Below are 17,923 nucleotides of genomic sequence, written 5' to 3'. Positions count from 1 at the left end.
CCTTTCGGAAACCTCGTGTGCCTGTCCAGACTCCCGCAGAACCTGTGGCTAAATCCTGGTTCGTGTACTTGGTGCGCGCGGCCAACGGTTCTTTGTACTGCGGCATCAGCAATGATCCGCAGCGCCGATTCGCCCAACATCAAGCCGGCAAAGGCGCGCGCTTTTTCAGCTCGAGCCCGGCGATGGCGCTGGTGTATGTGGAGGCCTGCCGCGACAAGGGCGACGCCTTGCGACAGGAGCGCCTGATCAAAAAGCTGCGTAAAAGCGCCAAGGAATACCTCGCCGCCAGCTACATCCAGCCGAGTGATGCCGCGCCATCAGGCCGAGCGGGTATGCCATAAGCGCGCAGGAGGCTAAGCTGGGGCTTTATCCCTGCGGATGGCCCGAAGCATGTCTGAGTTGATTCTTCATCACTATCCAACGTCACTTTTTGCCGAGAAAGCCCGCCTGATGCTGGGCTTCAAAGGCCTGTCATGGCGCTCGGTCAACATCCCGTCGATCATGCCCAAGCCCGACCTCATGCCCCTCACCGGCGGCTATCGCAAAACCCCGGTTCTGCAAGTTGGCGCCGACATCTACTGCGACACCGCATTGATCGCCCGGCGTCTTGAGCAGGAAAAATCGTCTCCCACGTTCTATCCCGAAGGTCAGGAGTTCACGGCGGCGAGCCTCGCGGCGTGGGCGGATTCGGTGCTGTTCCTGCATGCGGTCAGCCTGGTGTTTCAGCCGGCATCCCTTGCTGTGCGTTTCGCCAAAGTCCCGCCTGAGGCCGTGAAGGCATTTGTTGCCGACCGTGCCACGTTGTTCAATGGCGGCAGCGCCAATCGCGTGCCGCTGGAAGTGGCGCAGCATCAATGGCCGACGCTGATGGCGCGTCTGGAAACCCAGCTTGAGCGCAACGGTGATTTCCTCCTGGGTGCGCCCTCGATTGCCGACTTCTCGGTCGCTCACACCTTGTGGTTCCTCAAACAAACCCCTGTCACGTCCCCGCTCGTTGACGCCTATCCGGCGGTGTTGAGCTGGTACGAGCGCGTTATTGCGTTCGGGCATGGTGCGCCGAGTGAATTGAGTTCGGGAGACGCCGTTGAGATCGCCCGTGCTGCTACCCCGGCGGCGATCCCTGACGAAGATTTCACCGACCCCAACGGCTTTACCGTCGGCCAGCCAGTCACCGTGTCGGCGGTGGATTACGGCGTTGACGCAGTGGCGGGCGAGCTGATTTTCAGCGGGCGCGAAGCGATCATCCTGCGTCGCGAAGATGAACGCGCAGGCACCGTGCATGTGCACTTCCCGCGTTTCGGTTTTCAAATCAAGGCTGTTTGATTAGGTGATTGGGAAATAAGCCCGGCGCAATGCCGGGCTTTATCGCGGTGCCGAATAATCGCTTTGTTTTAATTGCCTATCAATCTGAAGGATTAACGCACGACGGTCGTAACTGTCAGTTGTGACAGTTGTTAAAAAAAACACTCGGTTTACTCTCTTCTTTCAACGTGAAAAAAACTCGTCCGGTCCTTGAGAACGTCGGTGCCCCCTTGTGCCTTGGATATTCTCAATGTTCAGTGATGTCGGACGGTTTATTCCAGGACGGGAGAGCATGTCATGGTCAACGCAAATACGTTTGGTGTATCGCTACTTGTTATTGCGATGCAAAGCGCTGATGTTTATGCGGCCAGTTGCACTGATACGGCCAAGGCACTGACGCGTCAGTATTACGATACGCGAGACAACTGCGGCAAAGCCTCGTCACCTGCGTTTTTGTGCAACGGGGTTATCTTCAGGGCTACCATTCCGTCGGACGACTACAATTCATGGGACCCGAGCCCGGCCTCGGTCAAAAGCGGCGGCACATCGTTCTCTTATCTGCGCAAGGACGCCAAGTTTTCCCGGCTCGTCCGCTATGAAAACAATGGCTACGTGCTTTTTCCGATTCAGGCGCTGCCGACTGACAAAAGCCCCTATAACGTGCTGTGCTCGTTCCCGATGGATGGCGGCACTGATTCGCGGGTCGACAAGGGCTGCGGCTCCTCTCCGGTGGCGACCGCGCCAGGCAAAGGCGCTGAGTGCTTTTCTCAAAAGATCGAGACCGGTCGCCAGTGGGCAGAGCAGTACAAGACGCAGACCAAGGGCGACAATCGCAATGAGTGCGGCTTTGATGTGCGCGATCCACTGGACCGGCACGCAACTGACAACTTCAATGCAAGTCTGAGCGCCATGCGCGAAATGGGAAAGACGTCGTTCAATAAACAGAATGAACTCAGGCTGGATACCTGGAGTGCTGAAACGCCTGATAAAGACTTGCCGATTCAGGCTTTTTTCTATTTGCCCGAACCTGGGGGCGGCAAGGACGATGCCCGGTTTGATCAACAACGTTATTACTCACAAACGGGTATCTGGGTGCCGATTATCGCAATGACACTTCCGGACTCCCCGTCTAAAGATGCAACGTTTGCCTGCGACGCCGATGATCAGGCCGTCTCTGAATCGGGCAAGACAATCAATCGGTATATCAAGTCCGCCACGTGGGCACTGCGCCCTGACCCGGGCACGGGAGAAGAGGAGTGGTCGCTGTCGGTCGTGCTGACCGAATTGGGCAAGAAGCAAACGGGTTCTTCAGGCTCTGACGCGGTGTATGCCGAACTGGTCCGCAAGTATAAAAACGATTTTCAATGGAAACAAAATGATGGCGGTGGCATGCGCCGCCAACTGGTGTGCCACTTCAACATCGCGCGCAACAAAGATGAATTCAATCTTGAGCCGTTCCGCCCCGATCTCTCTGAAGAGAAAGCCGAGGCGGCGGGTTGCAATCCGGTGTGACCCCACAGCAGCCAAGCGTCAGGTGTCACTTCAGCGCAGCGAGAATCTGCTCTTCGCTAAACCCCCTGATCAACGTGCCATTCACGTCGATCAGGGGAATGCCGCGGCCACCCAGGGCCTCATAGGCTTTGCGCCCTGCGGCGTCTTTCTCGATATCGAACTCGGTATAGCGAATGCCCTGGCTGTCGAGAAAACGCCGGGTCTGTTTGCAGTAGCCGCACCAGTCGGTGGCGTACAACGTCACCCGCGCGTTGGCCTGCGCATGCTCCGATAAAGTGGAGGAGGGGTGGACCAGGTTTTCGATCTTGCCCCAGTTCTGGTAAACGACTACCGCCAGCATGATGAGCAAGAACTTCTTCAGGGTACGAACGAACATTCGGGTCTTGGCTCCTCGGCAGAATCAGCGGCGTTTGAGCTGATCGGTCAATTGAGTGGGCAGCCCTTTGATGATCAACGTGCCTTTCTCTTCGTCGTACTCGATCTTGTCGCCCAGCAGGTGCGCCTCAAAGCTGATCGACAGACCTTCTGCGCGGCCGGTGAAGCGACGGAACTGACTGAGGGTACGCTTATCGGCCGGAATCTCGGGCGACAGGCCGTAATCCTTGTTGCGGATGTGATCGTAGAAGGCGCGCGGGCGGTCCTCGTCGATCAGGCCTGACAATTCTTCCAGGGCGATGGGCTCGCCCATTTTGCTCTGGCTGCTGGCGTAGTCGACCAGCGCCTTGGTCTTCTCGCGGGTCGATTCTTCTGGCAGGTCTTCACTCTCGACGAAATCACTGAAGGCCTTGAGCAGGGTGCGGGTCTCGCCCGGTCCGTCGACGCCTTCCTGGCAGCCGATGAAGTCCCGGAAGTACTCGGAAACCTTCTTGCCGTTCTTGCCCTTGATGAACGAGATGTACTGCTTGGACGCCTTGTTGTTCTGCCACTCGGAAATGTTGATCCGGGCTGCAAGGTGCAGCTGACCCAGATCCAGATGCCGGGAGGGCGTCACGTCCAGCGCTTCGTTCACCGCCACGCCTTCGCTGTGGTGCAGCAGCGCGATCGCCAGGTATTCGGTCATGCCCTGCTGGTAGTGCGCAAACAGCACGTGGCCACCGACCGACAGGTTCGACTCTTCCATCAGCTTCTGCAGATGCTCGACCGCGATGCGGCTGAACTGGGTGAAATCCTTGCCCTGATCCAGGTATTCCTTCAGCCAGCCACTGAACGGGTGCGCGCCGGACTCGGCATGAAACAGCCCCCACGCTTTGCCTTGTTTGGCGTTATAGCTCTCGTTGAGGTCTGCCAGCATGTTCTCGATGGCTTGGGATTCGGCGAGTTCCGAGTCCCGGGCGTGGAGCACGGCGGGCGTGCCGTCAGGTTTTTTGTCGATCAGGTGGACGATGGCGTGACGGATCGGCATGGATTTCTCGGCTGCTGAAGGGGAACTGAACGGGACCAGACCAGGCCCGTGCGAAAGTCGGCAAGTGTACCGCAGACGGGGGGCGGAACGCTCTGGAAGGGCCGAAAACGCTGACCTCGGTCCATTAATATGACTTTTTTACGCCTCTCGGGCGATAAAGCTGACCAAATGGGTAGGTAGGGGCGGATATTTGCGTTGCGCTGTGCTAGTTTTGCCCGGTCCTGAGCGCCCAAGCGCGCCAGGCGTGCAGTTTGTGGGCGTTCGGCCGAACCAAAGGCCGTTTACAGTATCTACATTTCGCGTCTGTACCACACTCTGCAAACCATTCGAATTTGATAGGGAAGGAACACCACCATGGCTCTGACTAAAGACCAATTGATCGCCGATATCGCAGAAGCTATCGACGCGCCTAAAACCACCGCGCGCAACGCTCTCGACCAATTGGGTCAAATCGTCGCTGACCAACTGGAAAACGGTAGTGAAATCACTCTGCCAGGCATCGGCAAACTGAAAGTCACCGAGCGTCCAGCACGCACCGGCCGCAACCCTTCGACTGGCGCAGCCATCGAAATCGCTGCCAAGAAAGTGGTCAAGTTCGTACCCGCCAAAGTGCTGACTGACTCGGTCAACAAGTAAGCGAAAACGCTGCTTGGATGAGGAACCGTGTGACGGAGTGATCCGGACACGGTTTTTTTGTGCCCGCTATTTCTTGAAAGGGTTGCACCCGGCCGCTTTGGCCGCTGCCTCGGAAACCACCGGGCGGAAGGGCTCCAGGTTCCAGTCAGCGCGTTGCGGATAGTTGCGCACGATGCAGGCGATTTGTTGCTTCATGCTGCCCGCGTCTTTTTCTTCGTCCCGCCATTGCGGGTCTGAACCGCGCAAGTCGTAGAGCTCCTGATAGACCACTTGCTGCTGACTCGCTTGCACTTTTTTCCCGAGCTCCGTCAGCACGACATTCAGGGTCCACTCTGTTTTCCCGGTGCCTGGGTCCAGGCGCTGCTCCCAGTTGCTCTTTGCGATGAATTTCGCGCTTATGTTGCTGTTGAGGTTAAGCGAAACCCCTTGATCGGCGGCGCTGTAGGTGAATCGTTGCTCCGGCGCCCGTGTGAAATCGACTTTCAGAATAGGTACTGCGTAGCCTTGCCCATAGAGTTTTCGTTGGAAGGTGCGCGCATTGGCCAGGCCGTCCTGCTGCACCGCGGCTTTGCCGTTGTCGCCTCGGACGGGGTAGTTGAAAGCGCTTTTACCTTGGTAAATAAACGCATCGATGTCATCCATGATGTCGCTGCCGCCGGCGGCATTCTTGAGCATGAATTCGTTGAAGAAGTCCTTGCGCGAATAAGGGTCGGCGTTGGTGGTGGTCACTCTGGCTTCATGGGCCTGGATCATCGCGTCCCACTGCGCAGGCACTTCGGCGTTCCACGAGCACTGCGTCGTCTGGATAGGCTGTCGGGCGCCGCCCTGATATTTCTGTTTCCACTGCTCGGCCGTGTTGACGTTCTGATCGGCACAGGTGCCGTAGGCCCATTGAGCGTTCTTGTTCACTGTCGTAGGTTGGGCAGGGGGCACGAAGGTGGCGTCATTGAAGGGCCCGCAGCCGTACCACTTGCGATCCGGTCCGGTGTAACCATCGAACGTGTAGATACAGGCCCAGCCCTCCTGCTTGACCGGGAGCTGCAGCGCGAGCCCGTCCGTTGGCGTCCTGAGAATGAAGCCGGCGGGATGCACGAGCACTGTTGTGCTCAGGTCTCGGCGTATCCAGGTGTAGGACGTTGCGCCGGTTTGCAGCGCGTAGGGGCTGTAGTCCCAGGGATTGAAATTGCCGTCATTGACCATGCGCAAGGTGATGCCGCTGCAGTAGTAATGGCCCCGGGCGGCGCCGGTGTCCGGCTCTGTGCAGTGGTTGTCGATGCGGTTGTAACTGGCGTTGATGCGCCGGACCGTTTCGACCGGATCAAGGTTTGCCTTCAACTCAACTGCCCACGACGGGCAGCTCCAGACCATCAACGTGCAGATAACGCAGGCTAAGACGCGCATGGCTGACCTCCTTGTGCCGGGGCACGCAACGAGGATTCAGCTTATGAACGGGGGCGTTTGCCGTCTACTGACAGAAATGACACTGCCGTTGAGGCTCAGGGCTTGCGTGCGGTCCAGCGCTGTTCCCGCCAGGCTTGCTGACGGGCTGTGTCGTGAAAGGTCCAGGCAACGAAGCGGCTCTGTTTCTGACCCTGGCCCATCTCCACCGTGTGGCTTTCAACGGCACCGGCTTTTTTCAGCGCGCTCTGGATGAGAGGCAGGTTCGACGCCTTGGATACCAGCGTGCTGAACCACAACACCTGCGCCACCACCTGAGCACTTTCATTGATCAACTGCGTCACGAAGCGCGCCTCGCCACCTTCGCACCACAGCTCCGCCGCCTGGCCGCCGAAATTCAGCACCGGCAATTTGCGTTTGGGGTCTGCCTTCCCGAGGGCTCGCCATTTGCGCTGGCTGCCGCTTAGCGCTTGCGCAGCAGAGGCGTGGAAAGGCGGGTTACACACGCTGATGTCGAAGCGTTCATCGGGCTGCAGCAAACCGGTCAAGATGTGCTTTTGGTTGGACTGCTCCCGAAAGCCGATGCTCTTGCTCAAGCCGTTGGCTTTGACGATGGTGGTCGCCGAAGCAAGGGCGATCTTGTCGATGTCAGAGCCCAGAAACGACCAGCCGTATTCGCCCTGACCGATCAGTGGGTAGATGCAGTTGGCGCCCGTGCCAATGTCCAGCGCTGTAACGGATGCGCCGCGAGGAATGACGCCGTCGTTGCGCTCCGCCAGCAGGTCCGCCAGAAAGTGCAGATAATCGGCGCGCCCAGGTATTGGCGGGCACAGGTAGTCCGCGGGGATATCCCAATGGGCAATGCCGTAGAACGCTTTGAGCAGAGCACGGTTGAATACCCGCACAGCAGCGGGGTTGGCGAAGTCGATGCTTTCCTTGCCATAGGGATTGAGGATCACAAATTTGCCCAGTTCGGGGCTGCTTTTGATCAGGCGCGGAAAATCGTAATGACCCTGGTGGCGGTTGCGTGGGTGCAGGGTGGCTTTCTCACGCGGCGCGGCAGGCTTGGCCTGTTGGGCAGGTTTGGCTTTCTTGCGTGGGGTGTTGCGTTGGGGTTTGGGGGCGTCGTGGCTGGTCATCGGTGATGCATCTCGTGAAAGCACAACCCCTGTAGGAATGAGCTTGCTCGCGATAACCGTGTATCAGTAACGGTTGAGTTGCTGATACACGGTTATCGCGAGCAAGCTCACGCCTACAGGGGCCATAGTCGTCAACCGGCCTGCGATTCAGACCGGCTGATTTGATCGGATTACAGACTCGCGATCCGCGCGTGCTGCTCGGCCAGTTTGCCCAGCGCCTGTTCGGCTTCGGCCATCTTCGCGCGTTCCTTGGCGATGACTTCAGGCGGCGCCTTGTCGACGAACGCGGCATTGGACAGCTTGCCGCCAACCCGCTGAACTTCGCCCTGCAGACGCTGGATTTCCTTATCCAGACGCGCCAGTTCGGCGTCCTTGTCGATCAATCCGGCCATCGGCACCAGCACTTCCATCTCACCGACCAGAGCGGTCGCCGACAGCGGTGCTTCAGCGCCGGCTTCCAGCACGGTGAACGATTCAAGCTTGGCCAGCTTCTTCAGCAGGTGCTCGTTCTCGTTCAGACGGCGCTGGTCCTCGACGCTGACGTTCTTGAGGAACAACTGCAGCGGCTTGCCCGGGCCGATGTTCATCTCCCCGCGGATGTTGCGCACGCCGAGCATCAGGCTCTTGAGCCATTCGATGTCGCCTTCGGCCGCGACGTCGATGCGCGCATCGTTCGCCACCGGCCACGGTTGCAGCATGATGGTCTTGCCTTCAACGCCGGCCAGCGGCGCGAGGCGCTGCCAGATTTCTTCGGTGATGAATGGCATGAACGGATGCGCCAGACGCAGTGCGACTTCCAGCACACGCACCAGCGTGCGACGGGTGCCACGCTGACGCTCGACCGGCGCCGTCTCGTCCCACAAAACCGGCTTGGACAGCTCCAGGTACCAGTCGCAATACTGGTTCCAGATGAACTCGTACAGCGCCTGCGCCGCGAGGTCGAAGCGGAACTGATCCAGCTGACGGGTCACTTCGGCTTCAGTGCGTTGCAGCTGCGAGATGATCCAGCGATCCGGCAGCGAGAGCTCGAACGCTTCGCCGTTCTGGCCGCAGTCTTCGCCCTTGTCGAGCACGTAGCGCGCGGCGTTCCAGATCTTGTTGCAGAAGTTGCGATAGCCTTCGACGCGGCCCATGTCGAACTTGATGTCACGGCCCGTGGAAGCCAGCGAGCAGAAGGTGAAGCGCAGGGCATCGGTGCCGTAGCTGGCGATGCCGTCGGCGAATTCGTCGCGGGTCTGCTTTTCGATCTTCTTGGCAAGCTTGGGCTGCATCATGCCGGAGGTGCGTTTCTGCACCAGGGCTTCGAGCTCGATGCCGTCGATGATGTCCAGCGGATCAAGGACGTTGCCCTTGGACTTGGACATTTTCTGGCCCTGGCCATCACGCACCAGACCGTGCACATACACGGTCTTGAACGGCACCTGCGCCGTACCGTCTTCGTTCTTCACCAGATGCATGGTGAGCATGATCATCCGGGCAACCCAGAAGAAAATGATGTCGAAACCGGTAACCAGCACGTCGGTCGGGTGGAAGGTTTTCAGGAAATCGGTCTGCTCCGGCCAGCCCAGGGTGGAGAACGTCCACAGACCGGAACTGAACCAGGTGTCTAGCACGTCGTTGTCCTGCTGCAGGGCAACATCAGGACCGAGGTTGTGCTTGGCGCGGACTTCGGCTTCGTCGCGGCCGACGTAGACCTTGCCGGATTCGTCGTACCAGGCCGGAATGCGGTGGCCCCACCAGAGCTGACGGCTGATGCACCAGTCCTGAATGTCGCGCATCCACGAGAAGTACATGTTCTCGTATTGCTTGGGCACGAAGGCGATGCGGCCGTCTTCGACGGCAGCGATGGCAGGTTCTGCCAGCGGCTTGGTCGACACGTACCACTGATCCGTCAGCCACGGCTCGATGATGGTGCCGGAGCGGTCGCCTTTCGGTACTTTCAAGGCGTGGTCGTCAACGCTGACCAACAGGCCGGCGGCGTCGAACGCAGCCACGATCTGCTTGCGTGCCTCGAAGCGGGCGAGGCCGGCGTACTCGGCAGGGAGGGTGCCGTCGACCGTGTCGTTCAGCGTGCCGTCGAGGTTGAACACCTGGGCAGCGGGCAAAACGGCAGCGTTCTTGTCGAAGATGTTCAGCAGCGGCAGGTTGTGGCGCTTGCCGACGTCGTAGTCGTTGAAGTCGTGGGCCGGGGTGATCTTCACGCAGCCGGTGCCGAATTCAGGGTCGCAGTAGTCGTCCGCGATGATCGGGATGCGACGGCCTACCAGCGGCAGCTCGACGAACTTGCCGATCAGCGCCTGGTAGCGCTCATCGTTCGGGTTCACCGCGACGGCGGCGTCGCCAAGCATGGTTTCCGGACGGGTCGTGGCAACGATCAGGTAGTCCAGACCTTCAGCGGTCTTGGCACCATCGGCCAAGGGGTAGCGCAGATTCCACAGATGGCCTTTCTCGTCGTGGCTTTCCACTTCGAGGTCGGAGATTGCGGTGTGCAGCTTGGTGTCCCAGTTGACCAGCCGCTTTCCACGGTAGATCAGGCCGTCTTCGTGCAGCCGCACGAACGCCTCTTTAACCGCTTCGGACAAACCGTCGTCCATCGTGAAGCGCTCACGGCTCCAGTCGACCGACGAGCCCAGGCGACGGATCTGACGGCTGATGTTGCCGCCGGACTGATCCTTCCACTCCCAGACTTTTTCGAGAAATTTGTCGCGACCCAAGTCGTGACGGCTCTGACCCAAGGCCTCGAGCTGACGCTCCACCAGCATCTGCGTGGCGATACCGGCGTGGTCGGTGCCCGGCTGCCACAGGGTGTTGCGACCCTGCATGCGGCGGAAGCGGATCAGGGCATCCATGATCGCGTTGTTGAAACCGTGGCCCATGTGCAGGCTGCCGGTGACGTTCGGCGGCGGAATCATGATGGTGTACGAGTCGCCCGCGCCTTGCGGAGCGAAATAGTTTTCGGACTCCCAGGTCTGGTACCAGGAAGTTTCGATGGCGTGCGGCTGGTAGGTCTTGTCCATGCGAGGCGGGAACCTGATCTGCTTTGAGTCGGAAAAGCCGACGAGTATAGCTTTTCAAGGCGGCGTCAAGCTACAAGCGCTAGGTCAGGTGCTACGAGCGGTGATGCCCGGAATCGTCGCGGGCATCTGTAGGACTGCGCTTACCCGCGATCCCGGATCGGAAAGAGAACGGGTTCAGCTGGTGTATTGACTCAGTAGCCGTTCCATCCGCGCATCCAGACGGCGTTTGATCTCGTTCTCGATGTGCGGGGCGAAGTCGTCGATCACGTCCTGCATGATCAACTGTGCAGCGGCCCGCAGTTCGGCATCCAGGTGCAGCAGCGCGTCAGCGTTCGGCGCCTTGGCGCTTGACGCGTTGGCCGCGGGTGCGGGAGGTGCCACGGCAGCAACCGGCTCGGGCGTGAGCAGGGGAATGTCATTGAGGTTGGCTTCGTGCTCATCGAGCGTCACGACCTGGCCAGTGACCACGTCAAACAGCAGCGGGATCTGCTCGTCGCTGTTCACGGACTCGGTCAGCAGGGGAGGCTGGGCCGGGTCATCGCCCAACAGCTGGCGAATCGACTCGAGGTCGTCCAGCAGGTGCGCTGAATCTTTCAGGTGTTTTGAATTATCCATCGTGTGCTCAAAGACGCTGCAGCTTGTGATCCTGCAGAGGATAGCCCTGTTCGCGGTAGAAGCGAAAACTCTCGCGCGCCGCGAGGCGAATGGCCGGGTCCTCGACAACGATCTCGGCGACACGCGCGAATCGTTTGAAGAATTCCGGGATGCGCAGGTCGAGATTGACCAGCAAATCCTGATGTTGGCCGGGGTCGCTGCCAATGCCCAGCGCCACGGGTGCGTCCTGGTCGTCTTCGACCGCACCATGGGGAACGAACGCTTCGCCCCTGAACCGCCACAGTCGGGCGTCCAGTTCTTCGCGCTGTCCGGCATCGCTGCAATGCAGGTACACCCGATGGCCGAGGCGCCAGGCCTTGTCCGTGAGTTTGCAGGCGAAGTCCAGGCGCGCGACAGGGTCGGCACTCGGCAGAATGTAGAAGTCGACTTGGGTCATGGGTGATTCCAGAACGCTGAACGCGCCGACCGGGGAGGCCGGCGCGTTTGCAGCGGCTTAAACGCCAGCGCGGTCGATCAGGTATTGGGTCAGCAGCGGAACCGGACGGCCCGTTGCGCCCTTGTCCTTGCCGCCGCTCAGCCATGCCGTACCGGCGATGTCCAGGTGCGCCCACTCGTAGGCTTTGGCAAAGCGCGAGAGGAAACAGGCCGCGGTGATGGTGCCGGCTTTCGGACCGCCGATGTTGGCGATGTCGGCAAATGGGCTGTCCAGTTGCTCTTGATACTCATCGAACAACGGCAGCTGCCAGGCACGGTCGTCGGCGCGCTTGCCGGCTTCGAGCACTTGGTTGATCAACGCGTCGCTGTTGCCCAGCAGGCCCGACGTGTGACCGCCCAGCGCAACGACGCAAGCACCGGTCAGGGTAGCGATGTCGATAACGGCCTGTGGCTTGAAGCGTTCGGCGTAAGTCAGCGCATCGCACAGCACCAGACGGCCTTCGGCGTCGGTGTTGAGGATCTCGACGGTCTGGCCGCTCATGGTCTTGACGATGTCGCCCGGACGCGTGGCGTTGCCGCTCGGCATATTTTCGGCCGCCGCGACGATGCACACCAGATTGATTGGCAGTTGCAGTTCAAGCACGGCGTTCAACGTGCCGAACACGCTCGCCGCGCCGCACATGTCGAATTTCATTTCGTCCATGCCCAGGCCCGGCTTGAGGCTGATGCCGCCCGTGTCGAAGGTGATGCCTTTACCCACCAGCACGAAAGGCTTTTCGCTTTTCTTGCCGTTGGAGTACTGCATGACGATCAGGCGTGGCGGCTGGGCGCTGCCTTGACCGACCGCCAGGAACGAACCCATGCCCAGCTTTTCGATGTCTTTCTCGTCGAAGATTTCGACCTTGAGGCCCTTGTTGGCTTTACCCATCGCCTTGGCCTGCTCGCCCAGATACGTCGGATGGCAGATGTTCGGCGGCATGTTGCCGAGGTCGCGGGTCACGGCCATGCCGGCAGCGATGGCCTGTGCATGCTTGGCCGCTCGCTCGACGTCGGCGACGTTGGCCTTGGCGGTCAGCAGGGTGACTTTTTTCAGGGCGCGAGGATCGACTTTCTGACTCTTGAACCGATCGAAGACGTATTCGCCATCGGCCAGCGTCTCGACCAACAGGCGGTTCTTGCCATAAACGTCGCGGTTCTTGACGTTCAGTTGATCAAGGTCGAAGCCGGCATCGACGCCGCCCAGGCTTTTAAGGGTGCTGAGGGCGCCGCTGATGATTTTGCGGAATTGACGATCGTTCAGTTCCGGCTCTTTGCCCGAACCGACCAGCAACACGCGTTCGGCTTTCAGGTTGGGCAGGCTGTGCAGCAACAGGCTCTGGCCGATCTTGCCCGACAGGTCGCCGCGCTTGAGCACAGCGCTGATGGCGCCGCCGCTCAGGGTGTCGAGGGTGCTTGCGGTGTCGCTCAGCGTGCGGCCTTCACCGACGGCGACCACCAGCGTGGCGGTCTTCAAGGTTTCTGCACTGACGCTTTTAACAACCAATTCCATGTCGGGGTCCCCGAATAAACTGTGAGTTATCGCACTTGAGCACAGGGCTCGGCAGCGGCGCGGAGGTATTTATACCGGCATGCCTGCGGCAAGGCCCGCAGTTTGACCCTGCGAGCCAATGGATGACAACCCCGTCCGGGTGCGCGCGTGCGCCGGTTGCAGAAGTATCCCGCACGCGCAGTGACAGACACACCCAATCACAGGATAATGCCGCATATTTTTTTGGTGGTACGCCGTCGCGCGCATCATGGCTGATTCATTTCATTGTCATGCCGCCTTAGCGTGACAACCCTGGAGTGTCTGGTTTGATTGTCTTCCGTTACCTGTCCCGAGAAGTGCTGGTTACCCTGAGCGCTGTCAGTGCTGTGCTGCTGGTAATCATCATGAGTGGCCGTTTCATCAAGTACCTGGCCCAGGCGGCATCGGGTGCACTCGATCCGGGTGTCCTGTTTCTGATCATGGGTTTCCGTCTGCCGGGCTTCCTGCAACTGATCCTTCCCCTGGGGTTGTTCCTCGGGATTCTCCTGGCGTACGGCCGGTTGTACCTCGAAAGTGAAATGACCGTACTGGCCGCCACCGGCATGAGCCAGCAACGTCTGCTCCTGATCACCCTCGCACCGGCTGCGCTTGTTTCACTGCTGGTGGCCTGGCTCAGCTTCAGCCTCGCCCCTCAGGGCGCTACGCAGTTCCAGCTGCTGATCAACAAGCAGGACGCGATGACCGAATTCGACACGCTGGTGCCGGGTCGCTTCCAGCTCCTGCGTGACGGCAGCCGCGTGACTTACACCGAGACCATGAGCGACGACCGCATCAACCTGGGCGGCGTGTTCATCTCCGAGAAGAAGCTCGACGAGAAGAAAGACCACGGCATCACCGTGCTGGTCGCGGAAAAAGGCCGGCAGGAAATCAAACCCGACGGCACGCGCTACCTGATTCTGGACAACGGCTATCGCTACGACGGCAATCCCGGTCAGGCCGATTACCGCGCGATCAAATACGACACCTACGGCGCCTTGCTGCCCAAGCCGGACATCAGCGATGAAGTCACTGACCGTGATGCCATCTCCACCAGCGAGCTGCTGACCGGCGAAGACAGCCTGCGCAACCGGGCCGAGCTGCAATGGCGAGTTTCGCTGCCGATTCTGGTGTTCATCGTGACGCTGATGGCGGTACCGCTGGCTCGGGTCAACCCGCGTCAGGGTCGCTTCCTCAAGCTTCTCCCGGCGATTCTCCTTTATATGGCTTACCTCACCATCCTGATTGCCGCGCGCGGCGCGCTGGAGAAGGGCAAGATTCCGATGGGCCTCGGCCTGTGGTGGGTGCATGCACTGTTCCTGTCCATCGGACTGGCGTTGCTCTACTGGGAGCCTCTGCGCCTGAAGCTTGCGAGTCGCCGCAGCGTGTCGGGGGTGGCTCATGGTTAAGCTCGATCGTTACATCGGCAAAAGCGTGTTCATGGCGATCCTTGCGGTACTGGGGATCATCCTCGGGCTGGCCTCGCTGTTCGCCTTCATCGACGAAATGGCTGACATCAGCGACACCTACACCTTCTGGGACGCTGGCAGTTTCGTGTTGATGACCGCGCCGCGTCGTCTCTACGACATGCTTCCGATGGCCGCGCTGATCGGTTGCCTGATCGGTCTTGGCGCACTGGCGAGCAGCAGCGAACTGACCATCATGCGCGCCGCCGGTGTGTCGATCGGCCGTATCGTCTGGGCGGTCATGAAGCCCATGCTGGTGCTGATGGTGGCGGGTCTGTTGATTGGCGAGTATGTCGCGCCGGTGACCGAAGCCTCGGCCCAGGCCGCGCGTTCCCTCGCTCAAGGCACCGGCGATGCGCAGAGCGCCAAGCACGGTCTGTGGCACCGTCAGGGTGAGGAGTTCATCCACATCAACACGGTGCAACCGAACGGCCTGCTGTATGGCGTCACTCGTTACCATTTCGATGACCAGCGCCACATGCTGACCTCGAGCTTCGCCAGGCAAGCCAACTTCATGACCGATTACTGGTTGTTGAAGGACGTTACCACTACGGTGTTCCACGACGGTCGCACCGAAGTGGTCACCGCCCCTGAAGAGCGCTGGAACGTCGCGTTGAGCCCGCAGTTGCTGAGCACGGTGGTGCTGCCGCCTGAGTCACTGTCGATGACCGGGCTTTATGGCTATGCGCGTTATCTCGCCGATCAGGGGTTGAACAACGGTCGTTACTGGCTGGCGTTCTACACCAAGATCCTCCAGCCGCTGGTCACCGTTGCGCTGGTGCTGATGGCGATTTCCTTCATCTTCGGGCCTTTGCGCTCGGTGACGCTCGGGCAACGGGTGTTCACGGGCGTGCTCGTGGGCTTCACCTTCCGTATCGCTCAGGACCTGTTGGGGCCGTCGAGCCTTGTGTTCGGCTTCTCGCCACTCTTCGCCGTGCTGGTGCCGGCGGGCGTGTGCGCCCTGGCGGGTATCTGGTTGCTGCGCCGCGCGGGCTGATACCTGCTGCGCGATGAAAAGCCGACCCCTGGGTCGGCTTTTTTGTGGGCGGCCTGCCGAGGTTCACCTCCTAATGCCGGGCACTCGCACCAGCTGCGTTTCGGAATACAGGTCATGCCAGCAGCGTTTCTGTTTGTCGAACAGGCTCCAGAAGAAACCCAGCCCGACACACAGCCACGAGGCGATGGCCACGACGAAACGCAGCAGCGCTTGCCACAGGCTGATGGCGGTTCCGTCGGCGTTCTGCACGCGTATTCCCCACACCTGCATGCCAAGGGTCTGGCCCGCGCGGGTCCAGAAATGGGCGAAGAAACCGAACAGCGTGATCAGCAGAATTGAGGACAGCAGCGGATCGGCATCAAGCGCGCCGGACTCGGAAAGCTGGCGCAGTCTGGCTTCGCCGATGAATCCCATCCAGAACAGCTTGTAGAGAAACGCAGTGACCATCAGCAAAGCCACGCATAACAGCGCGTCGTAGCTGATGGCAGCCAGGCGCCGGCCCAATCCGGCGGCAGGGAAGTCGCCCTGGGGGTGTAAAACGCGTCGGATCATGGCGGCGCTCGTGTAATCGGAGGCGGGCAGTTTACGGAATCGCAGGCACAAAAAAGCCCCTGATGTTGGCCATCAGGGGCTTTTAGCGTCGGCTGATCAGGCCTCGGCTTGTACTTCGTCAGCCTGCATGCCTTTTTGGCCCTGCACTGCGACGAACGTCACTTTCTGGCCTTCTTTCAGGCTTTTGAAGCCGTTGCCTTGAATAGCGCGGAAGTGGACGAACAGATCCGGACCGCTTTCAGGCGTGATAAAACCGAAACCCTTTTCATCGTTAAACCACTTAACGGTGCCGCTCTGACGTGTAGACATTTTCTTATTCCTTGACGCATTAAATTAATGACAGTCTCTTTCACGCGAAAGAGTACTGGGGCTGGTTGCAGGAAGAAGAAACGTAGAGCGGGATGTAGCATTGCTTTTGGCGCTACTGCCCGGGTCACGATCCCAGCGACCCATGCAAACACAGTCGAGAAACTCTACGCTAACTCTCGTCGAAAAAACAAGCCCCGCTCGGGCCAGCATTCATAGGGGTTTTCGGCTTTTTGAAAACATTAACCACGTTCGCAAGATCGATAGTTTTTAATGTTTAGAGGGTTATCGAAGTTCAATATTTTGACAGTTTTGAATGCACTTAACGCTGGCGCCAGACTGCAGCATCCGCACAGTTTAATGCACTGTTGCGGTGCCGCATTTTTTGACGGTGTTACTTACCCGCGGAAGTAACGTGCCGGAACGAATGGCATTTTCGTCACCTGCATAGGGACTCTCTTGCCGCGGACGATTGCCCAGACGGCTGTTTCCAGCGCAGTGAAACCCGCATCGACATAACCCATGGCCAACGGCGCACTCAGGGTCGGGCCAAAGCCGCCGCTGCAGACAGTCCCTATGGTCTTTCCATCGGCATCGACGATTTCAGCGCCTTCACGCACCGGCGTACGTTCCTGTGGCAACAGGCCGACACGTTTGCGTGCCGCACCGCTTTGGTGCTGGGCGAAGATCTTGTCGGCACCGGGGAATCCGCCGGCACGCGCACCGTCGGCACGACGCACCTTGGAAATCGCCCAAAGCAGGCTGGCTTCGATCGGCGTGGTGTCGGTGTTCATGTCGTGGCCGTAAAGGCATAGCCCGGCTTCCAGTCGCAGCGAGTCGCGTGCACCCAGGCCAATCGGCGCCACTTCGGGCTCCGCGAGCAGTCGACGTGCCAGGGCTTCTGCCTGATCTGCCGGCACCGAAATCTCGTAGCCGTCTTCACCGGTGTAGCCCGAGCGGCTGACGTAGCAGTCAATGCCGCCGATCTTCGTCGAGGTGTACTGCATGAAGGTCATTTTCGCGACTTCCGGGGCCAGCCGCGCCAGTGCGGTGACGGCCTGCGGACCTTGCAGTGCGAGCAATGCGCGTTCGTCGAACAGCGGCGTGATCTCGCACTGATGGCCGATGTGCTGCTGCAAGTGCGCCAAATCTTCGTTCTTGCAGGCGGCGTTGACCACCAGCATGAGCTGATCGTTGCCCAGATTGGCGACCATCAGGTCGTCGAGAATGCCGCCGGTTTCATTGGTGAACATCGCGTAACGCTGCATACCGACCGGCAGATCGATGATGTCCACTGGCACCAGGGTTTCAAGCGCTTTCGCTGCATTCGCGCCGCTCAAGAGGATCTGACCCATGTGCGAAACGTCGAACAGGCCGGCCTGATCCCGGGTGTGCAGGTGTTCTTTCATCACGCCAGCAGGGTACTGAACGGGCATGTCGTAGCCGGCGAACTCGACCATTTTCGCGCCGAGTTCACGGTGCAGGGCGTTGAGCGGGGTCTTCAGCAATTCGGTGGTCATGGGGTCACTCCTTGAAAGCGGTTCCGGCTTCCCCGCCCATGGCAGGGAAGTCTGTGAATAGG

At 59.8% G+C, this 17,923-nt stretch carries 17 protein-coding genes; 6 read left to right on the top strand and 11 right to left on the bottom strand.

The genetic code is table 11. The features are described 5' to 3' along the window. The first annotated feature begins 17 nt into the window (after nt 1–17). The 3 genes from FX982_RS03335 (at nt 18) to FX982_RS03325 (ending at nt 2,814) form a co-directional block, all read left to right on the top strand. On the top strand, nt 18–341 hold the full coding sequence (locus tag FX982_RS03335) for a GIY-YIG nuclease family protein (RefSeq protein WP_172609633.1): 324 nt from the start codon (nt 18–20) through the stop codon (nt 339–341). Between the two features lie 49 nt (nt 342–390). Then, complete coding sequence (locus FX982_RS03330; RefSeq protein ID WP_172609632.1) at nt 391–1,323, top strand: glutathione S-transferase family protein; 933 nt, start codon at nt 391–393, stop codon at nt 1,321–1,323. Between the two features lie 276 nt (nt 1,324–1,599). Next, nucleotides 1,600–2,814: a DUF2599 domain-containing protein gene (locus FX982_RS03325; protein WP_172609631.1), complete on the top strand. Its 1,215-nt coding sequence runs from the start codon at nt 1,600–1,602 to the stop codon at nt 2,812–2,814. Between the two features lie 25 nt (nt 2,815–2,839). Here the strand turns inward: FX982_RS03325 and FX982_RS03320 are convergent, their stop codons facing one another. Together FX982_RS03320 and yejK are read right to left on the bottom strand one after the other, a co-directional pair. Beyond that, the gene (locus FX982_RS03320) at nt 2,840–3,190 is read right to left on the bottom strand and encodes a glutaredoxin family protein (RefSeq protein ID WP_172609630.1); all 351 of its coding nucleotides are present in this window, start codon (nt 3,188–3,190) and stop codon (nt 2,840–2,842) included. A gap of 24 nt (nt 3,191–3,214) precedes the next feature. Continuing rightward, nucleotides 3,215–4,216: a nucleoid-associated protein YejK gene (gene yejK / locus FX982_RS03315; RefSeq protein WP_074884246.1), complete on the bottom strand. Its 1,002-nt coding sequence runs from the start codon at nt 4,214–4,216 to the stop codon at nt 3,215–3,217. 354 nt (nt 4,217–4,570) lie between these two features. Here yejK and FX982_RS03310 point away from each other — a divergent pair, with 354 nt between their 5' ends. Beyond that, nucleotides 4,571–4,852 carry an HU family DNA-binding protein gene (locus FX982_RS03310; protein ID WP_037014905.1) on the top strand — a complete coding sequence of 94 codons (282 nt, stop codon included), beginning with the start codon at nt 4,571–4,573 and terminating at the stop codon, nt 4,850–4,852. Between the two features lie 66 nt (nt 4,853–4,918). Here the strand turns inward: FX982_RS03310 and FX982_RS03305 are convergent, their stop codons facing one another. The 6 genes from FX982_RS03305 to FX982_RS03280 all read right to left on the bottom strand — a co-directional run bounded on the left by FX982_RS03305 (nt 4,919) and on the right by FX982_RS03280 (nt 13,005). After that, entirely contained in the window at nt 4,919–6,253 is a 1,335-nt protein-coding gene (locus FX982_RS03305; protein ID WP_172609629.1) for a DUF2599 domain-containing protein, read from the bottom strand. 95 nt (nt 6,254–6,348) lie between these two features. Then, the gene (gene rlmF / locus FX982_RS03300; protein ID WP_172609628.1) at nt 6,349–7,389 is read right to left on the bottom strand and encodes a 23S rRNA (adenine(1618)-N(6))-methyltransferase RlmF; all 1,041 of its coding nucleotides are present in this window, start codon (nt 7,387–7,389) and stop codon (nt 6,349–6,351) included. 170 nt (nt 7,390–7,559) lie between these two features. Continuing rightward, nucleotides 7,560–10,406, bottom strand: coding sequence for a valine--tRNA ligase (locus FX982_RS03295; protein WP_172609627.1), 2,847 nt, complete (start codon nt 10,404–10,406; stop codon nt 7,560–7,562). A gap of 174 nt (nt 10,407–10,580) precedes the next feature. After that, nucleotides 10,581–11,021, bottom strand: a complete 441-nt coding sequence (locus tag FX982_RS03290) for a DNA polymerase III subunit chi (RefSeq protein ID WP_172609626.1) — start codon at nt 11,019–11,021, stop codon at nt 10,581–10,583. 7 nt (nt 11,022–11,028) lie between these two features. Then, nucleotides 11,029–11,457, bottom strand: a complete 429-nt coding sequence (locus tag FX982_RS03285) for a DNA polymerase III subunit chi (RefSeq protein ID WP_172609625.1) — start codon at nt 11,455–11,457, stop codon at nt 11,029–11,031. Nucleotides 11,458–11,514: 57 nt separating this feature from the next. Beyond that, nucleotides 11,515–13,005: a leucyl aminopeptidase gene (locus tag FX982_RS03280; protein WP_122535869.1), complete on the bottom strand. Its 1,491-nt coding sequence runs from the start codon at nt 13,003–13,005 to the stop codon at nt 11,515–11,517. Between the two features lie 305 nt (nt 13,006–13,310). Here FX982_RS03280 and lptF point away from each other — a divergent pair, with 305 nt between their 5' ends. Both lptF and lptG read left to right on the top strand, forming a co-directional pair. Continuing rightward, nucleotides 13,311–14,429, top strand: a complete 1,119-nt coding sequence (lptF, locus tag FX982_RS03275; protein ID WP_065992010.1) for an LPS export ABC transporter permease LptF — start codon at nt 13,311–13,313, stop codon at nt 14,427–14,429. Beyond that, nucleotides 14,422–15,483: an LPS export ABC transporter permease LptG gene (lptG, locus tag FX982_RS03270; protein ID WP_122622521.1), complete on the top strand. Its 1,062-nt coding sequence runs from the start codon at nt 14,422–14,424 to the stop codon at nt 15,481–15,483. The genes lptF and lptG overlap by 8 nt, the downstream gene beginning before the upstream one ends. 63 nt (nt 15,484–15,546) lie before the next feature. Here lptG and FX982_RS03265 read toward each other — a convergent pair whose 3' ends face one another. From FX982_RS03265 to gcvT, 3 genes are all read right to left on the bottom strand, one after another. After that, on the bottom strand, nt 15,547–16,035 hold the full coding sequence (locus FX982_RS03265) for an RDD family protein (protein WP_172609624.1): 489 nt from the start codon (nt 16,033–16,035) through the stop codon (nt 15,547–15,549). 96 nt (nt 16,036–16,131) lie between these two features. After that, nucleotides 16,132–16,344, bottom strand: a complete 213-nt coding sequence (locus FX982_RS03260; RefSeq protein ID WP_003227496.1) for a cold-shock protein — start codon at nt 16,342–16,344, stop codon at nt 16,132–16,134. A 395-nt stretch (nt 16,345–16,739) separates the two neighbouring features. Next, the gene (gcvT, locus tag FX982_RS03255) at nt 16,740–17,861 is read right to left on the bottom strand and encodes a glycine cleavage system aminomethyltransferase GcvT (RefSeq protein WP_172609623.1); all 1,122 of its coding nucleotides are present in this window, start codon (nt 17,859–17,861) and stop codon (nt 16,740–16,742) included. Nucleotides 17,862–17,923 lie beyond the last annotated feature (62 nt).

Origin of the sequence: Pseudomonas graminis, from assembly GCF_013201545.1 — a bacterium.
In the GTDB taxonomy this organism is placed as follows: domain Bacteria; phylum Pseudomonadota; class Gammaproteobacteria; order Pseudomonadales; family Pseudomonadaceae; genus Aquipseudomonas.
Note: the sequence above shows the minus strand (reverse complement) of the source record. Positions and strands in the feature narration are given on the sequence as shown.

Bases quoted from the DNA above. Each gene is read 5' to 3' on its own strand.
- FX982_RS03330 (WP_172609632.1), top strand. From the start codon at position 391: ATGTCTGAGTTGATTCTTCATCACTATCCAACGTCACTTTTTGCCGAG.
- FX982_RS03325 (WP_172609631.1), top strand. From the start codon at position 1,600: ATGGTCAACGCAAATACGTTTGGTGTATCGCTACTTGTTATTGCGATG.
- FX982_RS03320 (WP_172609630.1), bottom strand. From the start codon at position 3,190: ATGTTCGTTCGTACCCTGAAGAAGTTCTTGCTCATCATGCTGGCGGTA.
- yejK (WP_074884246.1), bottom strand. From the start codon at position 4,216: ATGCCGATCCGTCACGCCATCGTCCACCTGATCGACAAAAAACCTGAC.
- FX982_RS03310 (WP_037014905.1), top strand. From the start codon at position 4,571: ATGGCTCTGACTAAAGACCAATTGATCGCCGATATCGCAGAAGCTATC.
- FX982_RS03305 (WP_172609629.1), bottom strand. From the start codon at position 6,253: ATGCGCGTCTTAGCCTGCGTTATCTGCACGTTGATGGTCTGGAGCTGC.
- rlmF (WP_172609628.1), bottom strand. From the start codon at position 7,389: ATGACCAGCCACGACGCCCCCAAACCCCAACGCAACACCCCACGCAAG.
- FX982_RS03295 (WP_172609627.1), bottom strand. From the start codon at position 10,406: ATGGACAAGACCTACCAGCCGCACGCCATCGAAACTTCCTGGTACCAG.
- FX982_RS03290 (WP_172609626.1), bottom strand. From the start codon at position 11,021: ATGGATAATTCAAAACACCTGAAAGATTCAGCGCACCTGCTGGACGAC.
- FX982_RS03285 (WP_172609625.1), bottom strand. From the start codon at position 11,457: ATGACCCAAGTCGACTTCTACATTCTGCCGAGTGCCGACCCTGTCGCG.
- FX982_RS03280 (WP_122535869.1), bottom strand. From the start codon at position 13,005: ATGGAATTGGTTGTTAAAAGCGTCAGTGCAGAAACCTTGAAGACCGCC.
- lptG (WP_122622521.1), top strand. From the start codon at position 14,422: ATGGTTAAGCTCGATCGTTACATCGGCAAAAGCGTGTTCATGGCGATC.
- FX982_RS03265 (WP_172609624.1), bottom strand. From the start codon at position 16,035: ATGATCCGACGCGTTTTACACCCCCAGGGCGACTTCCCTGCCGCCGGA.
- FX982_RS03260 (WP_003227496.1), bottom strand. From the start codon at position 16,344: ATGTCTACACGTCAGAGCGGCACCGTTAAGTGGTTTAACGATGAAAAG.
- gcvT (WP_172609623.1), bottom strand. From the start codon at position 17,861: ATGACCACCGAATTGCTGAAGACCCCGCTCAACGCCCTGCACCGTGAA.